Raw genomic sequence first — 23723 nt, forward strand, 5'->3', positions numbered from 1 at the left:
CGCCGGCGGAAGCCGGCGTTTTGCATGAGGGTCTCGCGAGAGATCAGAGATCCAGCAATCCTGCGGTCTGATGCGTCTGGCGGTTGCTGTCCAGAGCCTGCGCCAGACGATCCCGCGCGGCTTGCAGCTCGGCGCGCAGCGTTTGCAGCTCGGTGCCGCTCAGGCGCACAGCGGCGTCCTGGTCGTGCGGGGTATCGCCGCTGTCGCCCAGCCGGTTGCGCGCGCCGGCGATGGTGAACCCCTGCTCGTAGAGCAGATCGCGGATGCGGCGCACCAGCAGGACCTCATGGTGCTGATAGTAGCGCCGGTTGCCCCGTCGTTTGACCGGTTTGAGCTGAGCGAATTCCTGTTCCCAATAGCGCAGGATGTGCGGCTTGACCCCGCACAGGTCGGAGACCTCGCCGATGGTGAAATAACGCTTGGCGGGAATGGGCGGCAGCGCAGTGGCGGGCGTGACGGACGTCATGCGGCATCTCCGTCGATATCCACGCCGTCCTTGAGTTTCTGACTGGCATGAAAGGTGACCACCCGGCGCGCGGCGATCGGAATGACCTCGCCGGTCTTGGGATTGCGGCCCGGCCGCGGCGGTTTGTTGCGCACCTGAAAACTGCCGAATCCCGACAGCTTGACCTCGGTCCCCTGGACCAGGGCGTCGCGGACTTCGGAGAAGAACGTATCCACGACATCCTTGGCTTCGCGTTTGTTCAGGCCCACACGCTCGAACAGCAGTTCGGCCAGATGGGCTTTGGTGAGCGTCCGATCCGTATTCACCAGCGATTTCTCCTATGAGCGCAAACGCGCGCCATGTGTCTCGGTCAGGGCATCGAGCAGGCTTTGCACGCATTGCTCGACCTGACGGTCTTCCAGTGTCGTGTCGCGGCCCTGGAACCAGAGCCGCAACGCCAAGCTGCGTTGCCGGGCAGCCTCGGCCTCGCGCCATATGTCGAATAGTTTAATGTCTTTGACCACGGAGAGGGCATCATCGGCCGCGATCCGCTGTTGCAGTGTATCAAGCAGCGACTGCCAGGGCACATCCGCATCCACCCAGATCGCCAGATCCCGCACCACCACGGGCTGCCTGGACTGCTCTTGCGGATGGGGGAAGATACGTTCGGATACGGCTTCGGCATCGAGTTCAAAGACGACCGGCGCATGCGGCAGATCCAGGGCCTGGGCCCAGCGCGGATGAACCTCGCCCAGCCAGCCGATCGCCTGCCCGTCCAGCAGCAGGCGGGCGCTGCGCCCCGGATGCAGCGCGGGATGGGCGGCCGCCTCGCAGCGCAGATCCGCCGCGCGCGCGCCGATCAGGGCCTCGAGATCGCGTTTGACGTCAAAGAAATCCACGGAGCGCACCGGCTCGCCCCATTGCTCGGCCAGGGCGGGCCCCCAGGCAGCCGCCGCCAGATAGGTGGGCTGCGCCACGCCGGCCACGGTCAGGCCGTCGTCCTTGGCGGCGCCGTCCTTGGCGAACACACGGCCCAGTTCGAAGATCCGCACGCGCGTCTGACGGCGCTTGGCATTGTGGGCGATATTGGCCAGCAAGCCGCCGATCAGGCTGGAACGCATCACCGCCAATTGACTGGCGATGGGGTTGAGCAGGCGGATGGGATCGGCATTGCCGTTGTAGTCCCGCTCCCAGGCCCCCTCGACGAAAGAGAAATTGATGACCTCCTGGTAGTCCCGCGCCGCCAGCACGGCGCGCAGCGCATGCGGGCCGGCATGGGTCTCGGGCATCGCGCGCATCACGGCCGGCGCCACCGGAGGGTGATCGGGGATGCGGTCGAATCCGTAGATACGGGCGACCTCCTCGATGAGGTCTTCCTCGATCGTCAGGTCGAAACGCGCAGCCGGTGGCGTGACGATGAAATCATCGTCGCGGCGTTCGAACACGAACCCCAGGCGGGTGAAGACCGCCTCGACGTCCTGACCTTCGAGTGGAATGCCCAGCACGCGGGCGCAACGCGTCAGACGCATGCGCACCGGTTCGCGCGCAGGCAGATTGACGATCTGATCGTCCAGCGGACCGGCTTGGCCGCCGCAGATCGACAGGATCAGGGCCGTCATGCGTTCCAGATGTTCCGGAATGGTGGCGAAATCCACGCCGCGTTCGAAGCGGTGACCGGCTTCGGAATTGAGCTTGTAGCGGCGTGGACGGCCCATGATGGCCTCCGGCCACCAGAAGGCGGCTTCGAGGTAGACATCGGTCGTGTCCAGCGTCACGGCCGAGGCCAGCCCGCCCATGATGCCGGCCATGCTTTCCAGCGCGCCGCCGGCCTCGATGACGCCGACGTCGGCGGCCAGATCGACCGTCTGGTCATTGAGCAGTTCCAGCCGTTCGCCCGCACGCGCCCAGCGCACCGTGAGGCCGCCCTGGATTCGTGCGAGGTCGAAAACATGGGTGGGACGACCCAGTTCCAGCATGACGTAATTGGAGATGTCCACCAGCGCCGACACGGGCCGCTGCCCGGCGCGTTCCAGACGCGACTTGATCCAGTCCGGCGTGGCCGCGCGCGCATTCACGCCGCGCACGATCCGGCCAGCGAAGCGGCCGCACAGGTCGGGCGCCTGCACCGTCACGGGCAGGCGGTCGTCGAGAGTGACCTCGACCTGGGAGACGTCCACGGTCCGCAGCGCGCACCCGGTCAGCGCCGAGACCTCGCGCGCCACGCCCAGGATGGACAGGCAGTCCGCCCGGTTGGGGGTCAGTTTGAGGGTATAGATCGTGTCGTTCAGATCCAGGGCCTGGCGCAGATCCTGCCCCGGCCGCAGGCCAGCGGACAGTTCGAGCAGGCCGGCATGATCCTGGGACAGACCCAGTTCGCGGGCCGAGCACAACATGCCGTGCGACTCGACGCCTCGCATCTTGACGGGGCCGATGCGCATACCGCCCGGCAATTCGGCGCCGACGCGCGCCAGGGGCACCACCAGTCCGGCTGCGGCATTGGGCGCGCCACAAACGATCTGCAGCAGCGCACCCGAGCCATCATTGACCTGGCAGACGCGCAGCTTGTCGGCATTGGGATGCGGCTCGGCCGATTCGATGCGCGCGACCACCACGCCGGAAAACGGCGGTGCATAGGGATCGGCGTCCTCGACCTCGAGGCCGGCCATGGTCAGCCGATGGGCCAGCGTCTGACTGTCGATATCAGGATCGGCCCAGGCGCGCAGCCATGATTCAGGAAATTGCATGATTCGGATTCCGTGTCGCTGATCAGGGTGAACAGGCCCTAGTCGTTGAACTGGCGCAGGAAGCGCAGATCGCCTTCGAAGAACTGGCGCAGATCGTCCACGCCGTAGCGCAGCATGGTCAGGCGCTCCAGCCCGGAGCCGAAGGCAAAGCCAATATAGCGTTCCGGGTCCAACCCGAAATTGCGCACGACCTGGGGATGGACCTGTCCCGAACCGGAGATTTCCAGCCAGCGGCCCTGATTGGGCCCGGAGGTGAACATCATGTCGATCTCGGCCGAAGGCTCGGTGAACGGGAAGAACGAGGGCCGGAAACGCAGGGTCAGTTCATCGGTCTCGAAAAAGGCCCGCAGAAAATTGGTATAGACGCCCTTGAGGTCGGCAAACGAGATGTCCTCGGCGATCCACAGGCCCTCGACCTGATGGAACATGGGCGAATGGGTGGCGTCGCTGTCGACGCGATAAGTGCGCCCGGGGGCAATGACCTTGATGGGCGGCTTGTGCATGCGCGCGTAACGCACCTGCATGGGGCTGGTATGGGTGCGCAGCACCAGCGGCAACCCGCCCTCGTCTTTCATGTCCACGTAAAACGTGTCCTGCATGGAACGTGCCGGATGATTTTCCGGATTGTTCAATGCCGTGAAATTGGTCCAGTCGTTCTCGATCTCGGGGCCGTCGGCCACATCGAAACCGATGGAGCGAAAGATCTGTTCGACACGCTGCCAGGTGCGGATGACCGGATGAATGCCCCCCACGCCACGCCCTCGTCCCGGCAGCGTGACGTCGATGGTCTCGGCCGCCAGGCGCTGATCCAGCACGGCCTGGGCCAGCTCGGCGCGCCGCGCATTCAGCAGCGTCTCGACCTGCTGCTTGGCCTGGTTGATCTGCGCGCCTCGCGCGCGTTTTTCCTCGCCCTGCAAAGCCGCGAGCCCCTTGAGCAGGGCCGTCAGCGACCCTTGCTTGCCCAGGAAGGCTGCTTTTTCGTTTTCCAGCGTGGCCGTATCCCCAGCTTGGGCAAAGCGGTCACGGGCCTGGGCGATCAGTTCGTCGAGCGATGAGTCCATGGTGCATTCCAAAACACAAACGGAGCCCGATCGAGCTCCGTTTGCGATGATACAGAATCGAAAACGAAACTGTGTCGATCAGGCGGCCAGCGCGGATTTCGCCTGGGCCACGACAGCGGCGAAGCCCGCCTTGTCGTGCACGGCCATGTCGGCGAGGACCTTGCGATCAAGCTCGATCGAGGCCTTTTTCAGACCGGCGATGAAGACGCTGTAGGTCACGCCGAGTTCACGGCAGCCCGCATTGATGCGGGTGATCCACAGGGCGCGGAAAGTGCGCTTTTTATTGCGACGATCGCGATAGGCGTACTGGCCGGCACGCATGACCGCCTGCTTGGCGATCCGGAATACGTTGCCGCGGCGGCCGCGGTAGCCTTTGGCGGCCTTGATGACTTTTTTATGGCGTGCACGAGCAGTGACGCCGCGTTTGACGCGAGGCATGTGAAATCTCCGATCAGGCGAAAGGCAGCATCGCCTTCACGGAGGCGACGTTCGTTTCATGGACAGCAGCCGAACCACGCAGCTGGCGTTTGTTCTTTGTGGTTTTCTTGGTCAGGATATGACGCTTGAAAGCCTGGCCGCGCTTGATGGAACCACTGCCGCGCACCTTGAAGCGCTTGGAAGCGCCTTTTTTGCTCTTCATTTTGGGCATGACGATACTCTGTTGGCTTGGCAAACCCAGGTGACCCGGGATTCGGGCACTTGTCAGACCTGGCATTCGCGAACATTCGGACCCGGCATGCGCAACCTGCATGCGCGAATCCTGCTTGATTTCCACAACCTCTCCGGGGCATCCGGCCATCCAGAACCGCCAGACGACACAACGCCAAGACGACTCATCCAGGACCCGGCCGGATCAAGACCCATCCGTCCGGGACCGGACACACAGATCAGAAAAACCCGAAAGAAATTGGAAAAAGCCCTTGATTATAGGGTGATTTGGCTGGATTTGTCCAATGCCCAGGCAAGCCATCCCTGGCCTGCCCGTCCGGCGGGCATGGGGCGGCCGGCAAAGCGGCCGGTTTCTCCCGCGACAGGCCAGGCCACGAGAGAGCCGCCTGCGCGCGCGATCATTCCTGCTCCAGGGCCTGGACGCGGGCCTCGAGGGATTCGACACGCTCCAGCGCACGGGCCAGCAGGTCGGCCTGGATGTCGAATTCTTCTCGAGTGACCAGATCCATGCGGGCAAACGTCTGGGCCATGAACGCCTTCATGTTGCGTTCGATGTCGGCAGCCGGCGTCTTGGCCAGCAGTTCGGACATGTTCTTCTGGAAGTCATCGAACCATTGATTGGGGGCGATCATCGCGGCCTCCTGGAATCGGAAAAGGTGAAAAAATCATTTTAACCGCCCCGCCCGGCGGAGCGCGCAAGCCTCCGGCATGGCGCATGCGGCACGCCTCATCCAGCACGCTCGGCCCGGTACTGGACTGCCTGGGCGACATGGCCGGCCTCGACCGGGTCGCTGCCGGCCAGATCGGCCAGGGTCCGCGCCACGCGCTGAGCCCGGCGCGTGGCGCGCGCCGACCAGCCCCAGGCCGCCGCCGCGCGCGCCAGCAAGGCCCTGCCTTCGGCATCGACCCGGCCATGGAGATCCAGGGCCTCGCCCTCCAATTCAGCGTTCAGGCAGCCCTGGCGGGCCGATTGCCGGTCGCGGGCGGCCAGGACCCGCGACCGCACCAGCGCCGAGGCCTCGCCCGGCGGCGCATCCAGCCAGGCCGCCTCCACGCTCAGATTGACATGCAAGTCGATCCGGTCCAGCAACGGCCTCGAAATCCGCGCCCGATAACGGTCCATGACTTCCTCGGAGCAGCGGCATGCCCGCCGCGGATGGGGATGGCCGTGCCAGCCGCATGGGCAGGGATTCATGGCTGCGATGAGCTGAAAGCGCGCCGGGAAGGTGCAGCTCCCGGCGACCCGGGCAACCGTGATCTGGCCAGTTTCCAGCGGCTCGCGCAGCGATTCCAGCGCCTGACGACCGAACTCGGGCAATTCATCCAGAAACAGTACGCCGTGATGCGCCAGGCTGATTTCCCCGGGCCGAGGGCGTACGCCTCCGCCCACCAAGGCAGGCATGGACACCCCATGATGCGGCGCACGGAAAGGCGGCACCCGGGACAGGCTGATCAGGGATCTGGCCAGCCCGTGTACCGCGGCAACCTCGAGAGCCTGAGCGGGGCTCAACTGCGGCAGCAGACCCGGCAGGCGCTGCGCCAGCATGCTCTTGCCCACGCCGGGACAGCCACTGAGCAGCAGCCCATGGCCGCCGGCCGCTGCCAGCTCCAGGGCGCGCCGGGCGGCCATCTGCCCTCGGACGTCGGACAGGCAAGGCATGGCGGTTTCGTCGGCCGCCTCTTCCTGCGCCGGCGCGGCGACCGGCAGGTCGGCCCGGCCGGCGAAATGCGCCACGACCTCGTCCAGGCCGGCCGCCGCCAGCACCCGCAGACCGGGCACCCGCGCGGCCACCTGCGCGGCGGCGGGCGCCATGATCAGGACTGCCTGCGGATCATGACGGGCAACCGAAAGCGCAATCGCCAGCGCAGCATCCGCCGGCACTACACTGCCGGTCAGCGAGAGTTCGCCCGCCAGCACATAATGCCGCACATCCAGCGTCCGGCCCCTGGCATCGGCCACCTGCCCCGACGCCAGGAGAACCCCGAGCGCAATCGGCAGATCGAAACGACCAGAGTCCTTGGGCAGATCGGCGGGCGCCAGATTGGCGGTGATGCGGCCGGCCGGGAATTCGAAACCGCTGCTGAGCAGCGCTGAACGGACCCGCTCGCGGCTCTCGCGTACGCCCGTGCCTGGCAGACCGACAATGGAAAAAGACGGCAGGCCGGGGCCCACATGGACCTCGACCTGCACGGGCCGGACCTGCAGCCCGAACAGGGCCCGGCTGGATAGCACAGCAAGCGACATCGGCTTCTCCCGCATCATGCCTCTCCACTATAGAGGGGGCATCCCGATCACGGGTGGCACACGGGACGAATTTGTCTCATCACGCAAACGGCCGGGACGAGGCCGGGCGCCGCGTCGCTTCGGCCGGCCGTTCAGAGAGACAGAACGGCCAGCCAGGAACGCCGGTTTATTTCGTACCGCCAGCCGGATTCGTCCCACTGTCCGAATTCGACGCACCATCCGAACTGCCGATGGCGCCCTGGATGGTGGCATCGGCCTTGGCCGCGCCGGCTTCCACGGATTCCCGGGCATCGTTGGCGACCTCGCCCGCTTTATCGGCCAGCTCACCGGCCTTGTCGGACATGGCCTGTCCCATCTCTTCCGCCTTGTCGGACATCGCCTGCCCCATCTCGCCAGCCTTGTCGGACATGGCTTGTCCCATTCCGGAGGCCTTGTCCTTGGCGTCGGAGAGAGACTCCTCGAGCTTGTCCTGCATGGACTGCTGTTCGGCCGGAGCGCTTTGGCTTTCCTGGGGCGCCGCTGCAGCGGGCGCGGGGTCGTCATTACTTTTCGAGCAGGCCGTCAGCAGGCTCAACGATGCCGCCATGGCGAGCAGCGTCAGCGTTTTACGCGTCGTGTTCATGATCTTCCTTATAGAAAATTCCGCTTTGTGGCATGCGGATCATCTCGGATGGCCGAGTCCGTTACAACTGGCTCGGTTACGATTCTAATGGGCCTTCAATTCGGGTAAACCCTTAATCGTAATGATAAGTATCTAATCATTAGAGCATGGGATGTCTTTTCAAGCTCCTGTCACGCCGGAGAAAGCCAGCCAGGCCGGGGCATGCGCACCCGCCTCCCTGCCAACAACTGGACACAAAGCCGACAGACGACAGACACCGGCTGGTCCGTCCATCGCATCGACAGGCGCTGCGGTTCTTGCCCATCCCGCTCTGCTCCTCTGAGCGCACCATTCAAGCGCAGACACGCACCTGTCCGGTGCGCGCCAGCCAGACGCATCGTGAAATGCGACCGATCCTTGTCCTGTGTCCAGAGGGATCCGCCCGCATGGACAAAGTTGGCACACCTCTTGCTTGAGTCCTGGGTGAACGCACACCGCAAAGGAGCACGCATGAAACTCGTCACCGCACTCATCAAGCCATTCAAGCTGGAGGAGGTCCATGCCGCCCTGGAAGGCGCAGGCATCCAGGGCATGACCGTCACAGAAGCCAAGGGATTCGGCCGGCAAAAAGGCCATACCGAACTCTACCGGGGAGCCGAATACCAGGTTGATTTCCTGCCCAAGCTGCAGGTCCAGATCGCCGTGCCCGATGACCGGGTCGAAATGGTTGTCGAGTGCCTGTGCCAGGCCGCGCACACCGGCAAGATCGGCGACGGCAAGGTCTTTGTCACCCCGCTCGAACATGCCGTGCGCATCCGCACCGGTGAAACCGGTGAAGCCGCCCTCTGACCCTCTCACGAAAAGGAGTTTCCATCATGGACAAAAGCGATCTGGTCTGGATCATGACATCGACCCTGCTGGTCTGGCTGATGTGCGTGCCGGGTCTGGCACTGTTTTATGGCGGACTGGCGCGCAAGCGCCACGCGCTGTCGGTCATGACACAGACGCTGGCCGCTTGCTCGCTGGCCACGGCGCTGTGGTTCGCCTACGGTTATTCCCTGGTATTTACCGAGGGATTCGGTGTCCTGGGCGGCCTGACGCGCCTGGGGTTGTCCGGTCTGTACCAGGCAGGAGAAACCACCACACTGCCGCTGCTAGGCACGATTCCGGAACTGCTGTTTGCCTTGTTCCAGGCGACGTTCGCCGCCATCACCTGCGGGCTGATCACCGGCAGCATGGCCGAGCGCACCCGCTTCGGCGCCGCGCTGGCCTACAGCGGGCTGTGGTTCACCCTGGGCTACCTGCCGATCGCGCACATGGTCTGGGGCAGCGATGGCTGGCTGCACCTGCGCGGCGCCCTGGACTTTGCCGGCGGCACTGTCGTGCACATCAGCGCGGGCGCGGCCGGCCTGGTGGGCGCTTACTGGGTCGGCCCCCGGCTGGGCTACGGTCGCGAGGCCATGCTGCCCCACAGCCTGCCCCTGAACCTGACCGGTGCAGCGCTGCTCTGGGTCGGCTGGTTCGGATTCAACGGCGGATCGGCGCTGGCGGCCAGTGAACAGGCCGTTCTGGCCATTGCCAATACCTTGCTGGCCGCCGCCTGCGGCGTGCTGGCCTGGGCACTGGCGGAACGGGTCCTGAAGGGACGCGCCTCGCTGCTGGGCGCCGCCTCCGGCGCCATTGCCGGACTGGTGGGGATCACCCCGGCTGCGGGCCTGGTGGCGCCGGGCGCGGCGCTCGTCATCGGCACGCTGGCTTCGTGGGCAGCGCTCTGGGGCGTCGGCGGCCTGAAGCGCGCGCTAGGAATCGACGATGCGTTCGATGTCTTCGGCATCCATGCCGTGGGCGGTATCGTCGGCGCCCTCCTGACGGGCGTCTTCTATTCCGCCGATCTCGGCGGCCCGGGGCCGGAAGGGCTGGACGCGCTCCTGTATCAGGTCTGGTTGCAGGCCGAGGCGGTGCTGGTCAGCCTGGCCTGGGCGGCAGTCAGCGCGGCCATCTGCGCCCTGCTGGTCAATCGTCTGATGGGGCTGCGCGCCACACCCGACGACGAACGTCAGGGCCTGGACGCCACGGAACACGGCGAGACCGCCTATCCGGACTGAGTCCCGCGCTCGTCGGGCGGCCCTTCGGGGCGGCCCGGCAGCCTAGGCGCTCAGAGTCGACAGGTCGATACGCTCGGCCCGATTCAGCGCCGAGGCCACCTTGACCCGCAAGGCGTTGGAATGCGCCTTGCGGATTTCTTTTTTGACATCCAGCAACTGCTGCGGGTGCATGGAGAACCCGGTCAGGCCCAGCCCCAGCAGCATGCGGGTGACGCGCACATCGCCGGCCATCTCGCCGCAAATGGAGACGGGCTTGCCGACCCGCTCGCCGGCATTGATGGTACGCGCGATCAGACGCAGCACGGCCGGATGCATCGGGTCATAGAGCGAGGCCACATCGGTGTCGCCCCGGTCGATCGCCAGCACGTACTGGATCAGGTCGTTGGTGCCGATGGACAAGAAATCCAGCGCCTCGGCAAAAGGTTCGATGGCGATGGCGATCGCGGGGATCTCGACCATGGCGCCCACTTGCACTTCAGCATTGTGCGCCAGGCCCTCGGCGCGCAGTTCCTCGGCCGCCCGCGCGAGCGCGCGGCGGGCCGCATGGATCTCATGCATGTGCGACACCATGGGGAACAGCACCCGGATCGGCCCGTGCGCGGCGGCCCGCAGCAAAGCGCGCAACTGAGTGTTGAACATCTCCGGATTGGCCAGGCAGTAGCGAATGGCGCGCAGCCCCAGGGCCGGATTCGTGGCCACCGTCACCTCGCCATCGAGCGTCTTGTCGGCCCCCAGATCCAGGGTGCGGATGGTCACCGGCCTGCCCGCCATGGCACGCACGACGGCGGCATAGGCCTCGTACTGATCTTCTTCGGTCGGCAGATCGGCGCGTCCCATGAACAGGAATTCGCTGCGAAACAGTCCGATGCCCTCGGCGCCCGCGGCCAGCGCATCGGCGGCCTCTTCAGGCAACTCGATATTGGCCTCCATGCGGATCTGAATGCCGTCGAGCGTCACGGCTGGCGCGAAACGCAGCGCCTTGAGCTCGTCGCGCTCGCGCAGAAAAGCCGCCTGTCGCTCCTGGTATTCGGCCAGCACGGCATCCGAAGGGTTGACCAGCACCAGCCCGTTCAGGCCATCGACGATCAGCCGGTCGCCGTCCCTGACCAGCGCCCTCACCTGCCCCATGCCGACCACGGCCGGCACATTCATGCTGCGCGCCACGATGGCGGTATGCGAGGTGGCTCCGCCCAGGTCGGTCAGAAAAGCGCCAAAGCGTCCACCGCGCAGGCGCATCATGTCCGCCGGCGAGATATCGCGCGCCACAACGATCAGGCTTTTGTCGTCCCCGACGGCATCGAGGTTCGGCAGCCAGTGCCTGGAGCCGGACAGCACCCGCAGGACGCGCTCGATCACCTGGCGTACGTCCCCGCCACGTTCACGCAGATATTCGTCCTCCATCAGGGAGAACTGTTCGACCAGGATCTGGCCCTGGGTCGTCAGCGCCCATTCCGCGTTGTACTGGCGCTCCGCGATCAACTGGCAGACGGCCTGCACCAGCATGGGGTCTTGCAGCAGCATGGCATGCACCGACAGCAGCACACCCAGTTCACGCGGCGCATCGGGCGGCAGATCCTCGGCCATCTGGTCCAGATCGTGCACAGTTTCGTCCACCGCCCCGATGAAGCGGCGCTGCTCGGATTCGATATTCTCGTCGGCGATCCGGTAGTGAGCGACCTCGAGCGAGGCCGCGCTCATGACCACGGCCCGACCAATGGCGTAGCCGCGCACCACGCCCTGACCGTACAGGCACAAGGTGGAAGCGATCGCGGATGAAACAGGTTCCGGTGACGTCATGCGAGGCGGGATCCCTATTCGGCTTCGCCGAAACGGCCCTCGAACAAGGCGCGGATGTCGGCCAGGGCCTGGGCCTCGTCCTCTCCCCGGGCGTCGATCTTGACGGTCACCCCCAGACCGGCGGCCAGCATCATCACACCCATGATGCTCTTGGCGTTGACGCGCTGCGCGCCCCGGGAGATGAAAATGTCGCTGCGATAACGACCCGCCAGTTGAGTCAGCTTGGCCGCCGCGCGCGCATGCAATCCCAGCTTGTTCGAAATCATCAGATCGATGGAAGGCATGGGCACGGGCTCCTAGCAGTCACATGGGGGTTCCGTATTCACGATACCGCGCAGCGCCCCCTGACGCACGCGTTCACTGAGAGATTCGGGGTTTTCCTGCTGATCTGTCAAGGCCTTCAACACCATGCAGGCATTGGTCCCGGTCAGCAGATGCACGATATGACCATCTTCCTGCGCCTGACGCTGCGCCTCGACGGCGATATTGAACGGCGTCGCTCCGTACAGGTCGCACAGGACGAGAATCGGCTCGTCGGATCCGCGCGTATGCACCCAGTCCAGGATCCGTCCCGTCTGGACGGGCGGATCGGCATCGGGCGCGATATCGAACACGGCAAGGTCCGGCTCCCGGCCCAATACGTGTCGGGCACAGGCCTGGAAGGCCGAGCCCAGCGGATCATGCATGACCAGCGCGATACGGGTGCTCATGATGAGGTCCCGCCCTCCACGGCCTGGACCAGCGCCTCGACAAAGCGGCCGGCCACATCGAAGCCGGTCTGCTCGGTGATTTCCACGAAACAGGTCGGACTGGTGACGTTGATTTCGGTGATGTAGTCACCGATCACGTCCAGGCCGATCAACAGCAGGCCGCGCCCCGCCAGCCGCCGCCCGACCGCCTGCGCCAGCTCGGCATCACGGTCTGAAAGCGGTTGCGCCTGGCCTCGACCGCCGGCGGCCAGGTTGCCGCGGGTCTCGCCCTGGAGCGGAATGCGCGCCAGCGCGAACGGCACAGGTTCGCCGCCGATGATCAGGATGCGTTTGTCGCCTTCGCGGATCTCGGGAATATAGCGCTGCGCCATGATGGTGCGTTCGCCCATGCCGGTCAGCGCTTCCAGAATCGAGCCCAGGTTCGGCTCATCGGGCCGCATGCGGAAAATGCCGCTGCCACCCATGCCATCCAGCGGTTTGACGATGACATCACCATGGCGCGCGTGAAATTCCCGCAGCCGCGCCATGTCCCGGCTGACCAGCGTGGGCGCCGTGTATTGCGCGAACTCGGTGATGGCCAGTTTTTCCGGATGGTTGCGGATGGCGGCCCCGGCATTGAACACGCGCGCGCCCTGAGACACCGCATAATCGAACAGGTGCGTCGCGTAGACGTACTCCATGTCGAAAGGCGGGTCCTTGCGCATCAGCACGGCATCGAAATCGGCCAAGGCGCATTCACGCGGCGCGACGTCCTGCTGCCACCAGTCGTGGCCGTGCCAGTCGGCATCCGGGCGCAGGCGCATCGTGGTGGCCGAGACCCGCACCTGGCCTTCCAGGACATACAGATCGCCCATCGTGGCGAAGCTGAATGCATGGCCACGGGCCGTCAGGCTGCGCATGATGGCAACGGAGGAATCCTTCCAGGCCTTCAGAGAAGGCAGTGGATCGATGACGAACAGAAAATGCATAAATGCCTCTGTAATACTGCTGATGTCCTGCCGGGACTTCTCCAACCGGGGCAACGGGCCACCTCGCCGCTTGCAAGCGGCCCGGATGAGATCGGCATGAAATGGTCCCTGTGGACCATTTCATGCCCGATCTCATCCCGCTTTCTTGCGGGGAGCGAGAACCATCACCATCTGACGGCCTTCGAGCTTGGGCATGGCTTCGACCAGCACCGTTTCGCCCAGATCGTCGCGCACCCGTTCGAGTACGCGCATGCCGAGTTCCTGGTGGGCCATTTCGCGGCCGCGGAAACGCAGTGTGACCTTGGCCTTGTCGCCATCCTCGATGAAACGGCGCAGATTGCGCAGTTTGACCTGGTAGTCGCCTTCGTCAGTGCCCGGGCGGAACTTGACTTCCTTGACCTGGATGATCTTCTGGCGGGCACGGGCTTCTTGCTGGCGTTTCTGTTCCTGGTACTTGAACTTGCCGTAATCCATCAAACGACAGACCGGCGGGCTGGCCGTGGGAGCGATTTCGACCAGATCGACGTCGTTCTGTTCGGCCATGGCCTGGGCCTCCGCCGTGCGGACGATCCCCAGTTGCTCGCCGTCGACGCCGATCAGACGGACTTCATGAATGCGGATTTCACCGTTGACGCGGTGTTTCTTTTCGGTTGCGATGTCTAAAACTCCAGTGGTTAATCAAAAAGATCGAATCAGGCAGGAACCGGCTCGGCCTCCTGCTGTCGGGTCGAGATTTCGTGTTTCAGCCGGGCAGTGAAATCCGCCACCGGCATCGAACCGAGATCCAGGTTGCCACGTCCGCGCACGGAAACGGCGCCGGACTCGCGTTCTTTGTCACCAACGACCAGAATATAAGGGATTTTCTGCAGGCTATGTTCGCGGATTTTACGGGTGATCTTTTCACCCCGCACGTCGGCGGAAATCCGCAGGCCCTGCGCCTTCAGGTCCCGGGCCAGCTGCCCGGCATAGGCGGCGGAACTGTCGGAGATGCAGCAGACCACGGCATGCTGGGGCGCCAGCCAGGCCGGCAACGCCCCGGCGTGGTTTTCGATCAGCATGCCGATGAACCGCTCCAGAGAGCCCAGAATGGCCCGATGCAGCATCACGGGCGTGCGGCGCTGGTCCTGGGCGTCGACATATTCCGCCCCCAGACGCTGCGGCATGGAAAAATCCACCTGTATGGTACCGCATTGCCAGTGGCGACCGATCGCATCCTTGAGGGTGTATTCGATCTTCGGGCCGTAGAAGGCCCCCTCGCCCTCGGAGACCTCGTAGTCGCAGTGGGACAGGTCCAGGCTGTCCTTGAGGGCCTGTTCGGCCTTGTCCCAGACCTCGTCCGAGCCGATGCGCTTTTCGGGACGCGTGGCGACCTTGTACAGGATTTCGGTGAAGCCGAAATCGGCGTAGACCTTTTGCAGCAAGCGGGTAAAGACCGCACACTCGGCCTGGAGCTGATCCTCGGTGCAGAAGATGTGCCCATCGTCCTGCGTAAAGCCGCGCACCCGCATCATCCCGTGCAGCGAACCGGAAGGCTCATTGCGGTGGCATTGACCGAACTCGCCATAGCGCAGCGGCAACTCGCGGTAGGAATGCAGGCCGGCATTGAAGATCTGCACATGGCCCGGGCAGTTCATGGGCTTGAGGCCGTACACGCGGTTTTCGGACTCCGTCGTGAACATGTTTTCCTGGTAGTTGTCCCAGTGGCCGGTTTTTTTCCACAGAGACAGATCGAGGATCTGCGGCGCCTTGACTTCCTGGTAGCCGTTGTCCTGGTACACCTGACGCATGTACTGCTCGACCTGCTGCCAGACCGTCCAGCCTTTGGGGTGCCAGAAAATCAGGCCCGGGGCCTCGTCCTGGAAATGGAACAGGTCCAGCTCACGGCCGATGCGGCGGTGATCGCGCAGTTCGGCCTGTTCGAGCATGTGCAGGTAGGCGCTCTGGTCTTCCTTGCGGGCCCAGGCGGTGCCATAAATGCGTTGCAGCATTTCATTGTTGCTGTCGCCGCGCCAGTAGGCGCCCGCCACCTTCATCAGCTTGAAGACCTTGAGACGGCCCGTGGAAGGCACGTGCGGGCCGCGGCACAGGTCGATGAAATCACCCTCGCGGTACAGGCTGATCTTTTCGTTGGTGGGAATCGAGGCGATGATCTCGGCCTTGTAGGCCTCGCCGATCCCGCGAAAGAATTTCACGGCCTCATCGCGGTCCCATTCCTCGCGCGTCACGACCTCGTCGAGGCGGGCCAGTTCGGCCATCTTTTTCTCGATGGCCTCCAGATCCTCCGGCGTAAAGGGACGCTTGTACGAGAAATCGTAGTAAAAACCGTTATCGATCACCGGGCCGATGGTCACCTGCGCGTCGGGGAACAGGGTCTTGACCGCGTAGGCCAGCAGGTGCGCCGTGGAATGGCGGATCAGATCCAGGCCCTCGGCATCCTTGTCGGTGATGATGCTCAGGTCCGCATCGCGATCGATCACGTGACTGGTATCGACCAGCCGAGCAGGCTGGCCATCCACGGTCAGTCTGCCGGCCAGCGCGGCCTTGCCCAGCCCGGTCCCGATGGAGCGCGCGACCTCTTGCACGGAAACTGGCTGGTCGAATTCGCGCTGCGAACCGTCGGGAAGGGTGATGCAAACCATTTAAGCGTGTCCTGAAAATGCGAAACGCGGCCTGCGCCGCGTAGGTAAAAGTCTGAATTTGCCGTGCAGGAGGATATCCGCTCAAGTTTAGCAACCGGGCAGGCAACAATCAATTTGACGCAGAGCACACACCCGATTCCAGACGACCGGAGGCCCTTGGACGACAATATTTGTTGCATAACAGCAAAAATTGCGGATCGGCGCACCATCAGGACATCAGGGTCCGCCTCACAGGAAAAGCAGCCACCACAGGAATGCCGCCAACCCCCATTCACAAAGATTGGCCCGTTGGTGCCACAGCTTTCCTTGCGCTCCACCGCCCAGGACGAAGCAGATCCCCTTGTAATTGATGACCCCGAACCCGATGACCAGAACCGGCCATAAAGGCCAGAGAGGCACAAAGAACAGGAGCATCATGAACAGCTGCCATGCCAACATCAGCGTCGCCAAAGGCGAAAGTAAGGTCAGGAACTTTGCCATGCTGCCAGTCCATGATGGGAACGGCCCGGTTTTAAGGGGAACGGCTCGGTTTTATCATATCCGGCAAAGAAAAAGCCGCTGGATCCATGGATCGAGCGGCTTTCCGGCGACGGTTGCGCAACCACTTGATCGGGTTGCGCACCGCCGGGGAATTCTCTGGTAGGCAGTACTGGATTCGAACCAGCGACCTCTACGATGTCAACGTAGCGCTCTAACCAACTGAGCTAACCGCCTTCAGGAAAGAACGAGATTTTAGGGAGTATTTGAAATACTGTCAAACGCCTGAAGCGCCGACCAACAAGGAACGCGCCCAGCGTTTCGCCGGCAGGCCGGTGCGGGATTCCAGCCGCTGCGCGCGATCCAGGAGTTCCTGGCGCGACAGATTCAGCGCGTCGCCCTTGAAGGCCAGCGCCACCGTGTTGCCGGCATCGATTTCCGGCAGACACAACACACGCCCACCGAAGGCCGAGCGGATGCCTTGCAGATTTTCCTCGAAGCTCTCGTGCCGGCCAAAAAGATTCACGCTCATCACGCCCGGCGAGTCCAGGACCCGGTAACAGTCCCGATAGAACGCCGGATCGCCGCACACAGGCCCCTCGGCCCGACTGTCGTACAAATCCACCATCAGCGCCCGATAGCGTCCCGCCCTGTCCGGCCCGGCCACCCAATCGCGCGCATCGGCGTGTTCGACCACAGACCGCGCACTGCCCGGCAACCGGAAAAATGCCCGGCACATGGCCGTGACCGCCGGATTGCGCTCGACCGTGTCGACCGGAGACCGGGTATGGCGCAAGGTAAAGCGCAGCAACGAACCCGCGCCCAGCCCCAGAATGCCGACGCGGTCCCGCGCGCCAGACGGCGCGAACATCAGCCAGGCCATCATCTGCTGGGTATAGGCCAACACCAGCTCCGACGGCCGGGCGATGCGCATGGCCCCCTGGATCCACTGTGAATCGAAATGCAGGTAGCGGATGCCGTCCTCTTCGGAAAGCGTCGGCAGGTCGGCCTCGATGGCCGACCGCCGCAGGTCACGCGCACGCGCCACGGATTACAGCCGTTCGAAGATGGCGGCGATGCCCTGCCCCCCGCCGATGCACATGGTCACCAGCGCATGACGGCCCTGAACGCGCTGCAATTCATGCAGAGCCTTGACCGTGATCAGGGCGCCCGTGGCGCCGATCGGATGCCCCAGGCTGATGCCGCTGCCGTTGGGATTGACCTTGGCCGGATCGAAATCCAGCTCGCGCGCGACGGCGCAGGCCTGGGCGGCGAAGGCCTCATTGGCCTCGATCACATCGATCTGATCCAGCGTCATGCCGGCGCGTGCCAAGGCGGCGCGCGTGGCCGGCACCGGCCCGATCCCCATGTATTGCGGGTCCACGCCCGCATGACCGTAGGACACCAGGCGGGCCATGGGCTTCAGGCCCCGCGAGCGCGCGGCCTGCTCCGTCATCAGCAGCACGGCGGCCGCGCCATCGTTCAGCCCCGACGCATTGCCCGCCGTCACGGTCCCGTTTTCCTTGGCGAAAACCGGCTTGAGCTTGTTGAAGCTGTCCGGACTGGCGTCGAAACGGACATGTTCGTCCCGCTCGAACACGACCTCACCCCTGCGGGTCTTTTGAGTCACCGGCACGATCTGCGACTTGAAATAGCCCTGCTCGATGGCATGGGCCGCGCGCCGGTGCGATTCCAGTGCCAGCGCATCCTGGTCCTCGCGGCTGATGCCGTATTTCTGCGCCACGTTCTCGGCCGTCACGCCCATATGATATTTTTCGAACGGGCAGGACAGCGCCCCGGTCATCATGTCCACCAGCCGCGAATCGCCCATGCGCGATCCCCAGCGCTGGCCGACCGCCATGTAAGGCGCGCGGCTCATGCTTTCAGCGCCAGCGCCGATGGCGACCTCGGCATCACCGAGCATCAGCACCTGCGCCGCGGAGACGATGGCCTGCAGGCCGGAGCCGCACAGGCGGTTGACGTTGAAAGCCGGCACGGCTTGTGGAATGCCCGCGTTCAGTGTCGCCACGCGCGACAGATACATGTCGCGCGGCTCGGTGTTGATGACATGCCCAAAGACAACGTGACCGACGTCGTCCGCGGCCACGCCGGCGCGATCCAGGGCAGTGCGCGCCACGAGCGCCCCCAGATCGCAGGGGGGGGCGTCCTTGAGCCCCCCGCCGAAATCTCCGACGGCGGTACGGCAGGCTTGAACGATGACGATGTCTTGCATAATCCACTCCAGTGGTAAAAAAATCTCTGACCCATCGATTCTAAAGGAGGCCGCGCGGCGCCGCAGCACCACCGAGGTGTCATGCCGCGGCGCCGGGCAAAAGCCGGAATGAGGGCTTATTTCAAGGATAATGCCGGCAGTCAATGACGATGGTCATGACTGCCCCCGTGCCCCCTGGGCTCAGGCGCCTCGATGATCACCCCGGGCGCAGGTCCCTGCGCCCCCTGATGGCCCGACGTATCGATCCATTGCTCGGCTGCCTGACCGCATTCCTGAACGACCGGGAAATACACGGTCTGCCCGGCCCCGAGTGCCTTGGACAGATACACGCGGAACACGAACTCTTCGTAGTACGCGTCCGGCAGATTGCCGCTCCAGCTGATTTCGCGCACACCGCTTTTCACCAACGCGCCATGCAGGGTCTGGGGCTGCCCGTAGCTGCCCCGCGTCAGGTCCAGGGTCCAGCCCGCCTTGGGCTGCGGCTTGACCGCCAGCACGCCTTCGGGAATGCGTACGCGCAGCCGTGTCGTCGCAGCGCCATCGCAGCCATGGCCGACGCGCAGCACCGCTTTGTAGTCACTGCCGGCGAGGGCTCGAGGGGTTTCCAGGGTGACATGGGCCTGGGCAAGCGGCGCCAGGCCGGACAGGGCCATCAAGCCCGCAGCAAGAGAAAATTTCATGAAGATGCCTTTCAAATGAGTCGCAGTGAAGAAAAGAGACGATCAGATGAAAGACCAGGCGGCGCCCGAGGTCCCAGTGGCGCGCCGGGCACCTGCCGTCCGGCCACCGCCACCGAGAGACGGATCACGACAACGGCGGCCTGGATCGCAGGCAGCTTCCATGAGGCCATCGTGGCGGGCAACGGCGAGCCACCGGCCTGCTGAGCCAACAGGCACAGCGGGCAGGCATGGGACGACGGATGCTTGTCGGAGTGCGCATGCCCCGCCAGCGCCATGCCTGTCTGTTCGGGGCACAGCACCAGCCCCGGCATCAGGCCATGTCCGGCCTTGAGATCCAGCATCGTGCCGGCTGACACGAGCGCGCGCAGCGTCAGCGCCAGACACAGATACCAGGTCCAGGTCAGACTCAGGGGATGGAACGGCCGTCGTGATGCGGGGGGCTTCATGCCGGTGAAGTATAGGCTGCCGGCCATCACGCCACGGGTGACGCGGACCATGGTCGAATGCCTCGATCGCAGCGCGGCATGACCGCCGTATGATGGGGGATTGGATAGGCTTGGCCTGCCCTGTCCCCGTGAACATTTACCACGAGAAACGACGCCATGACCGGCGAGACCGATCCGAGCCGGCTGATCGCCGGGATGAAACCCGTCCTCCATGACGGCGAATACGTCTTTTGCACGCTCGGAGACCCCTCGGGCGCAAGCCTCGAAGAGGCCATCGGCTTCTTTCGCGAGGATGAAGGCATGACCCTCATCCTCGCCAGAGAAAAGGCCGATGCACTCGGCCTCGCATACGACTACATCGCCGCCTGGGTCAGCTTGACGATCCACTCGTCACTGAACGCCGTGGGGCTGACGGCGGCGATTTCCAGCGCCTTGAGCGAATCGGGCATCAGTTGCAATGTGGTGGCGGCGTACCACCACGACCATCTCTTTGTCGCCCGGGACGAGGCCGGTCGGGCAATGGCCGTGCTGAAGAGGCTTGCACGGGCCTCTTGAATCAGGCCCCACCGCTGAAGCGTTTTTTGTTGAATGAAACCGCCTTGAGACAAAACCAGAAAACAAAAACATTCAAATAATAATTTCTGGTTATTATCAATACAAATATCTGCTGTCACGATAATTAATAACAAATCAATTGAAGTCTATCAAACAATTGCGCCTGAATATTCAGATCCTTACGTGTATGGATCGGCACCGGATGAGATGAAGCCTTCCTGCCCTGGACAGATCAGCCAGAAAAATGGAACGATTTATTTTTATCTCATCAGCAATAAACTTAAAATGTTACAAAATAATCCATCCCTATCATGGAATTCAAAATAAAGTTAAAAATGGAAAATTAATGATATTTATTGATATTTATCAGATACACCAGTGAACGTATTGGTTCAAATCATGCTCGACATAAATACTCGCATGTCAGAACCATGCCTCGCGCAACAGCATCGTCCGCTTTAACGCACGGGGATAAAGAACTCGAAAATCATCCTGAACCCTATGCCCGAATCAAAACAGAACACAGCACGTCATGTTTTCACTACCGACGAAAATCCCGTCAACGGCAAAGCAGAAAATATCAGAGGAAACGCCTTTCTGGTCACGACCCTCACAGCGGCATTGATGTCGATATCATTCGGGGCGCAGGCAGGGTCATGCGCGCCCAGTCAGAATGGCACCTACACAGTCAATCAGGACGGCGGCCCCAATCCGGATGGATGCGAGATTTCCAGCATTGACCCGGAGATCGGGAACTCTTCCGAGTGGAGCCGTGGCTTCTATGTGTACAGCAAGAGCCAAGGCAGCGACATGATCATCACGAACGACCTGACGACAACGATAAAAGGCTATGCCGGCATCCGCGTCCGCCAGGAAAGACCCGATTCGATCTCTACATTTGATGCCGCCGGGAAAACCATCAATCTCACCATCAAAACGACGGATGGAAATAGCGGCAAACCAGAGGGAGACAACCTGGCGAAATTGGGCGTGAGCGTTCACGGCGGAGGTATCATCAACATCGGCACGCTGAACCTGACCATGAGGGACTTGCCGACCGGTGACGACGGCAGTAACTGGGGCTTGGGCAAGCAGTTTCAGCATTACGGCGTCGTGACAGGGTCGAGCGTCAATTCAGGAGAATCCGACGACACGACTTTCAATCAGTCGCAATCGAAAGCCATCTTCGACAACCTGAACATCGACATGCAAGCCGAGGCAAGTGGAGGATTTCTTTCGACACGGTATCCATTGCTGGTCGGCATCCGGGCTATCCAGGGCGCGGTCAAAGATTCAGGAAATGGCTCCGCCGGCTATGTCGAGGTCAAGAACGATCTGACCATCAATCTCGATGCGACCTCGAATGACGCCATCGGCATCTACGTCTCCGGAAGCGGCAATGATCTATACAACTCCGAAGTCCGCCTGAACAACAGCGACATCACCATCAAAAGCACTTCGATCAGAGCCAATGCCATCCGGCTCGGGAAAACCGAAGACATCGGCACCGGCGTCGGCAGTCTCTACTCGAGCGGCCACATGAATATCGACACCACGCAGGCCCTAAAAAGCCCCGCGATCGATCTGATCTGGCAAGGCGCGCTGCTGGACGCAGGCGCTGCCTCGGCCAGCACCACCATTCTGTCGGGCAACAGCGCCATCAGGATTTCCGGAGACAGCAGCCAGGCGACGGCAGAGAGCATCACGAACTTCAACAACCTGCGGGCCTCCACCACCTCGATCACGGCAAATCTGGTCGAAGTGGCCGAAGGGCAAAACCAATACACCCTCAATGTCACGGGCGCCGACAGCCTGCTGACAGCGGCCCAGGATGGATACCTGGTGAATGTCGCCGGGACCGCCGCTGCGCCAAGCACGATGACATTCAACCTGTCCGACGGCGCCATGTCGGGTCTGCTCGACAAGACAACCGACGCCACCCTGAACATCGACATGGCCCGCGGCGCCACCTGGAACCTCGTGGAAAAGGCCAGTGGCGCAACCACAAAATCAACCTTCAGTGCGTTGGATATGCAAAGCGGCTCAACCGTCAATGCCTTCAACAAGGCAGGCACATCGGCCTTCATTCTGCAAGGGGATGTGCGTTCAAACGCCTCGATCCTGAGCATGAGCGATGGAAAGATCGGCGACATATTGACCATTGACGGAAACTACACAGGCGATGAGGCCCGCCTGCTGGTGGACTCGAACTGGAACGATCCGGATGATCAACACAATGACCTGATGATCATCACGGGCACCGCCGACGGCAAGACCACGGTGTCCGCGCCCCATGGCATCATCGGCGATGTGACGCTGAGCGAGACGCCCAAGAACGGCCAGTGGCTCGCACCCGTGGTCACTGTGCAAGGTACCGACCTGAACAAGTCAGGCACCTTTGTCGGCGCCGCCGAGACGACCAATGCCGGCCAGGCGCAGCTCGTGCAGCGCGATAGCGCCGATGGCTCCAGCTATTACTGGACCCTGGCCGCCAAAACACCGAATCCCGACCCCGATCCGACGCCTGATCCTGATCCCAAGCCGGACCCCATCCCCATCTACACCCCAGGCACCTCGGGCTACGTGCAGATGTCGCGCATCGACCGCGAGACGGGCCTGGAACAACTGGGCAAGCTGCATGAGCGCGTGAGTGAACAGCAGACCGGAGACTCGAATGCCTCAGGCGCGACCGCGAACAACGATCCCCATCCGGTCTGGGGCCGCCTGAATGTCACCGACCTGAAAGAACAGGGCGAGGACCGCTTTGGCTACGCCACCAAGGACAGTTTCATCCAGTTCGGCACCGATCTGCGGGTGCGCACGGATGAGGAGCGCAATCACCAGCACCTCGGCGTAATGGTGACCTACAGCCGGGGTGATCACGACTTCTACGACAGGTACCGCGCCGAGAACGGCGTGGTCACCGACCGCAAGCATGTGGGCACAGGCACCACCGACATGTACTCGCTGGGGGCCTACAGCACTTGGTACAGCGCCAATGGCGCCTACCTGGATCTGGTGGGCAACCTCTCGGGTATCCACAACACCTACGACAGTGGCAGCGGTTCGGCCAGCCAGAACGGCTACGGGCTGGGCGTGTCGGTGGAAGTGGGCCATCCGTGGCAACTGGGTCGCAGCGCCTGGCAGATCGAGCCGCAGGCGCAGCTGTCCTATCAGTACGTGCACCTGAACGACTTCGATGACGATGTGCGCACGATCGACGACCAGAGCGGCGGCACCCTGCGCGGACGGCTCGGCGCGCGGCTGGCCTACAACAACGACAACGGCGAGCAGCGCACCCACACGTTCTACGTGACGGCCAATGTGCTGCATGACTTCACGGGCAAC

At 63.2% G+C, this 23723-nt stretch carries 24 protein-coding genes and 1 tRNA gene; 4 read left to right on the plus strand and 21 right to left on the minus strand.

Annotated elements, in window-relative coordinates:
* Window positions 1-43: 43 nt before the first annotated feature.
* From ACK5JE_RS11850 to ACK5JE_RS11890, 9 genes are all read right to left on the minus strand, one after another.
* Window positions 44-466 carry a MerR family transcriptional regulator gene (locus ACK5JE_RS11850; RefSeq protein ID WP_416801913.1) on the minus strand — a complete coding sequence of 141 codons (423 nt, stop codon included), beginning with the start codon at window positions 464-466 and terminating at the stop codon, window positions 44-46.
* A complete protein-coding gene (locus ACK5JE_RS11855; protein ID WP_416801914.1) occupies window positions 463-771 on the minus strand; it encodes an integration host factor subunit alpha in 309 nt (102 codons plus the stop codon). The genes ACK5JE_RS11850 and ACK5JE_RS11855 overlap by 4 nt, the downstream gene beginning before the upstream one ends.
* 12 nt (window positions 772-783) lie before the next feature.
* Entirely contained in the window at window positions 784-3189 is a 2406-nt protein-coding gene (pheT, locus tag ACK5JE_RS11860; RefSeq protein WP_416801915.1) for a phenylalanine--tRNA ligase subunit beta, read from the minus strand.
* A gap of 38 nt (window positions 3190-3227) precedes the next feature.
* Window positions 3228-4250 carry a phenylalanine--tRNA ligase subunit alpha gene (gene pheS, locus ACK5JE_RS11865; RefSeq protein WP_416801916.1) on the minus strand — a complete coding sequence of 341 codons (1023 nt, stop codon included), beginning with the start codon at window positions 4248-4250 and terminating at the stop codon, window positions 3228-3230.
* Between the two features lie 78 nt (window positions 4251-4328).
* Window positions 4329-4688 carry a 50S ribosomal protein L20 gene (gene rplT / locus ACK5JE_RS11870; protein WP_043682169.1) on the minus strand — a complete coding sequence of 120 codons (360 nt, stop codon included), beginning with the start codon at window positions 4686-4688 and terminating at the stop codon, window positions 4329-4331.
* Between the two features lie 13 nt (window positions 4689-4701).
* Entirely contained in the window at window positions 4702-4899 is a 198-nt protein-coding gene (rpmI, locus tag ACK5JE_RS11875; RefSeq protein ID WP_043682165.1) for a 50S ribosomal protein L35, read from the minus strand.
* Between the two features lie 418 nt (window positions 4900-5317).
* Window positions 5318-5551: an accessory factor UbiK family protein gene (locus ACK5JE_RS11880; protein WP_416801917.1), complete on the minus strand. Its 234-nt coding sequence runs from the start codon at window positions 5549-5551 to the stop codon at window positions 5318-5320.
* A 95-nt stretch (window positions 5552-5646) separates the two neighbouring features.
* A complete protein-coding gene (locus tag ACK5JE_RS11885; RefSeq protein WP_416801918.1) occupies window positions 5647-7164 on the minus strand; it encodes a YifB family Mg chelatase-like AAA ATPase in 1518 nt (505 codons plus the stop codon).
* A gap of 166 nt (window positions 7165-7330) precedes the next feature.
* On the minus strand, window positions 7331-7786 hold the full coding sequence (locus ACK5JE_RS11890) for a hypothetical protein (protein ID WP_416801919.1): 456 nt from the start codon (window positions 7784-7786) through the stop codon (window positions 7331-7333).
* A gap of 489 nt (window positions 7787-8275) precedes the next feature.
* Here ACK5JE_RS11890 and ACK5JE_RS11895 point away from each other — a divergent pair, with 489 nt between their 5' ends.
* Window positions 8276-8614 carry a P-II family nitrogen regulator gene (locus ACK5JE_RS11895; RefSeq protein ID WP_416801920.1) on the plus strand — a complete coding sequence of 113 codons (339 nt, stop codon included), beginning with the start codon at window positions 8276-8278 and terminating at the stop codon, window positions 8612-8614.
* A 26-nt stretch (window positions 8615-8640) separates the two neighbouring features.
* The gene (locus ACK5JE_RS11900; protein ID WP_416801921.1) at window positions 8641-9870 is read left to right on the plus strand and encodes an ammonium transporter; all 1230 of its coding nucleotides are present in this window, start codon (window positions 8641-8643) and stop codon (window positions 9868-9870) included.
* Window positions 9871-9912: 42 nt separating this feature from the next.
* Here the strand turns inward: ACK5JE_RS11900 and ptsP are convergent, their stop codons facing one another.
* The 12 genes from ptsP to ACK5JE_RS11960 all read right to left on the minus strand — a co-directional run bounded on the left by ptsP (window position 9913) and on the right by ACK5JE_RS11960 (window position 19871).
* Window positions 9913-11604, minus strand: coding sequence for a phosphoenolpyruvate--protein phosphotransferase (ptsP, locus tag ACK5JE_RS11905; RefSeq protein WP_416801935.1), 1692 nt, complete (start codon window positions 11602-11604; stop codon window positions 9913-9915).
* A gap of 77 nt (window positions 11605-11681) precedes the next feature.
* Window positions 11682-11951 carry an HPr family phosphocarrier protein gene (locus ACK5JE_RS11910; protein ID WP_416801922.1) on the minus strand — a complete coding sequence of 90 codons (270 nt, stop codon included), beginning with the start codon at window positions 11949-11951 and terminating at the stop codon, window positions 11682-11684.
* A gap of 12 nt (window positions 11952-11963) precedes the next feature.
* Window positions 11964-12377, minus strand: a complete 414-nt coding sequence (locus ACK5JE_RS11915) for a PTS sugar transporter subunit IIA (RefSeq protein WP_416801923.1) — start codon at window positions 12375-12377, stop codon at window positions 11964-11966.
* Window positions 12374-13345: a glutathione synthase gene (gshB, locus tag ACK5JE_RS11920; protein ID WP_416801924.1), complete on the minus strand. Its 972-nt coding sequence runs from the start codon at window positions 13343-13345 to the stop codon at window positions 12374-12376. The genes ACK5JE_RS11915 and gshB overlap by 4 nt, the downstream gene beginning before the upstream one ends.
* 132 nt (window positions 13346-13477) lie before the next feature.
* Window positions 13478-14002 carry a translation initiation factor IF-3 gene (gene infC / locus ACK5JE_RS11925; RefSeq protein ID WP_416801936.1) on the minus strand — a complete coding sequence of 175 codons (525 nt, stop codon included), beginning with the start codon at window positions 14000-14002 and terminating at the stop codon, window positions 13478-13480.
* A gap of 35 nt (window positions 14003-14037) precedes the next feature.
* Window positions 14038-15984, minus strand: coding sequence for a threonine--tRNA ligase (thrS, locus tag ACK5JE_RS11930; protein ID WP_416801925.1), 1947 nt, complete (start codon window positions 15982-15984; stop codon window positions 14038-14040).
* Window positions 15985-16212: 228 nt separating this feature from the next.
* The gene (locus ACK5JE_RS11935) at window positions 16213-16464 is read right to left on the minus strand and encodes a hypothetical protein (protein WP_416801926.1); all 252 of its coding nucleotides are present in this window, start codon (window positions 16462-16464) and stop codon (window positions 16213-16215) included.
* A gap of 157 nt (window positions 16465-16621) precedes the next feature.
* Window positions 16622-16698, minus strand: a tRNA-Val gene (locus ACK5JE_RS11940).
* Between the two features lie 40 nt (window positions 16699-16738).
* Entirely contained in the window at window positions 16739-17509 is a 771-nt protein-coding gene (locus ACK5JE_RS11945) for a spermidine synthase (RefSeq protein WP_416801927.1), read from the minus strand.
* Window positions 17510-17512: 3 nt separating this feature from the next.
* On the minus strand, window positions 17513-18694 hold the full coding sequence (locus ACK5JE_RS11950) for an acetyl-CoA C-acyltransferase family protein (RefSeq protein ID WP_416801928.1): 1182 nt from the start codon (window positions 18692-18694) through the stop codon (window positions 17513-17515).
* 140 nt (window positions 18695-18834) lie between these two features.
* Window positions 18835-19374: a YcnI family protein gene (locus ACK5JE_RS11955; RefSeq protein ID WP_416801929.1), complete on the minus strand. Its 540-nt coding sequence runs from the start codon at window positions 19372-19374 to the stop codon at window positions 18835-18837.
* Window positions 19375-19385: 11 nt separating this feature from the next.
* Entirely contained in the window at window positions 19386-19871 is a 486-nt protein-coding gene (locus ACK5JE_RS11960; protein WP_416801930.1) for a DUF2946 family protein, read from the minus strand.
* Window positions 19872-19976: 105 nt separating this feature from the next.
* Here ACK5JE_RS11960 and ACK5JE_RS11965 point away from each other — a divergent pair, with 105 nt between their 5' ends.
* Both ACK5JE_RS11965 and ACK5JE_RS11970 read left to right on the plus strand, forming a co-directional pair.
* Window positions 19977-20375, plus strand: a complete 399-nt coding sequence (locus ACK5JE_RS11965; RefSeq protein ID WP_416801931.1) for an ACT domain-containing protein — start codon at window positions 19977-19979, stop codon at window positions 20373-20375.
* Window positions 20376-20876: 501 nt separating this feature from the next.
* On the plus strand, window positions 20877-23723 hold a 2847-nt coding region (locus tag ACK5JE_RS11970; RefSeq protein WP_416801932.1), incomplete at its 3' end, for an autotransporter outer membrane beta-barrel domain-containing protein.

Origin of the sequence: Castellaniella sp. (assembly GCF_047971665.1) — a bacterium.
Lineage (GTDB): Bacteria > Pseudomonadota > Gammaproteobacteria > Burkholderiales > Burkholderiaceae_B > Castellaniella.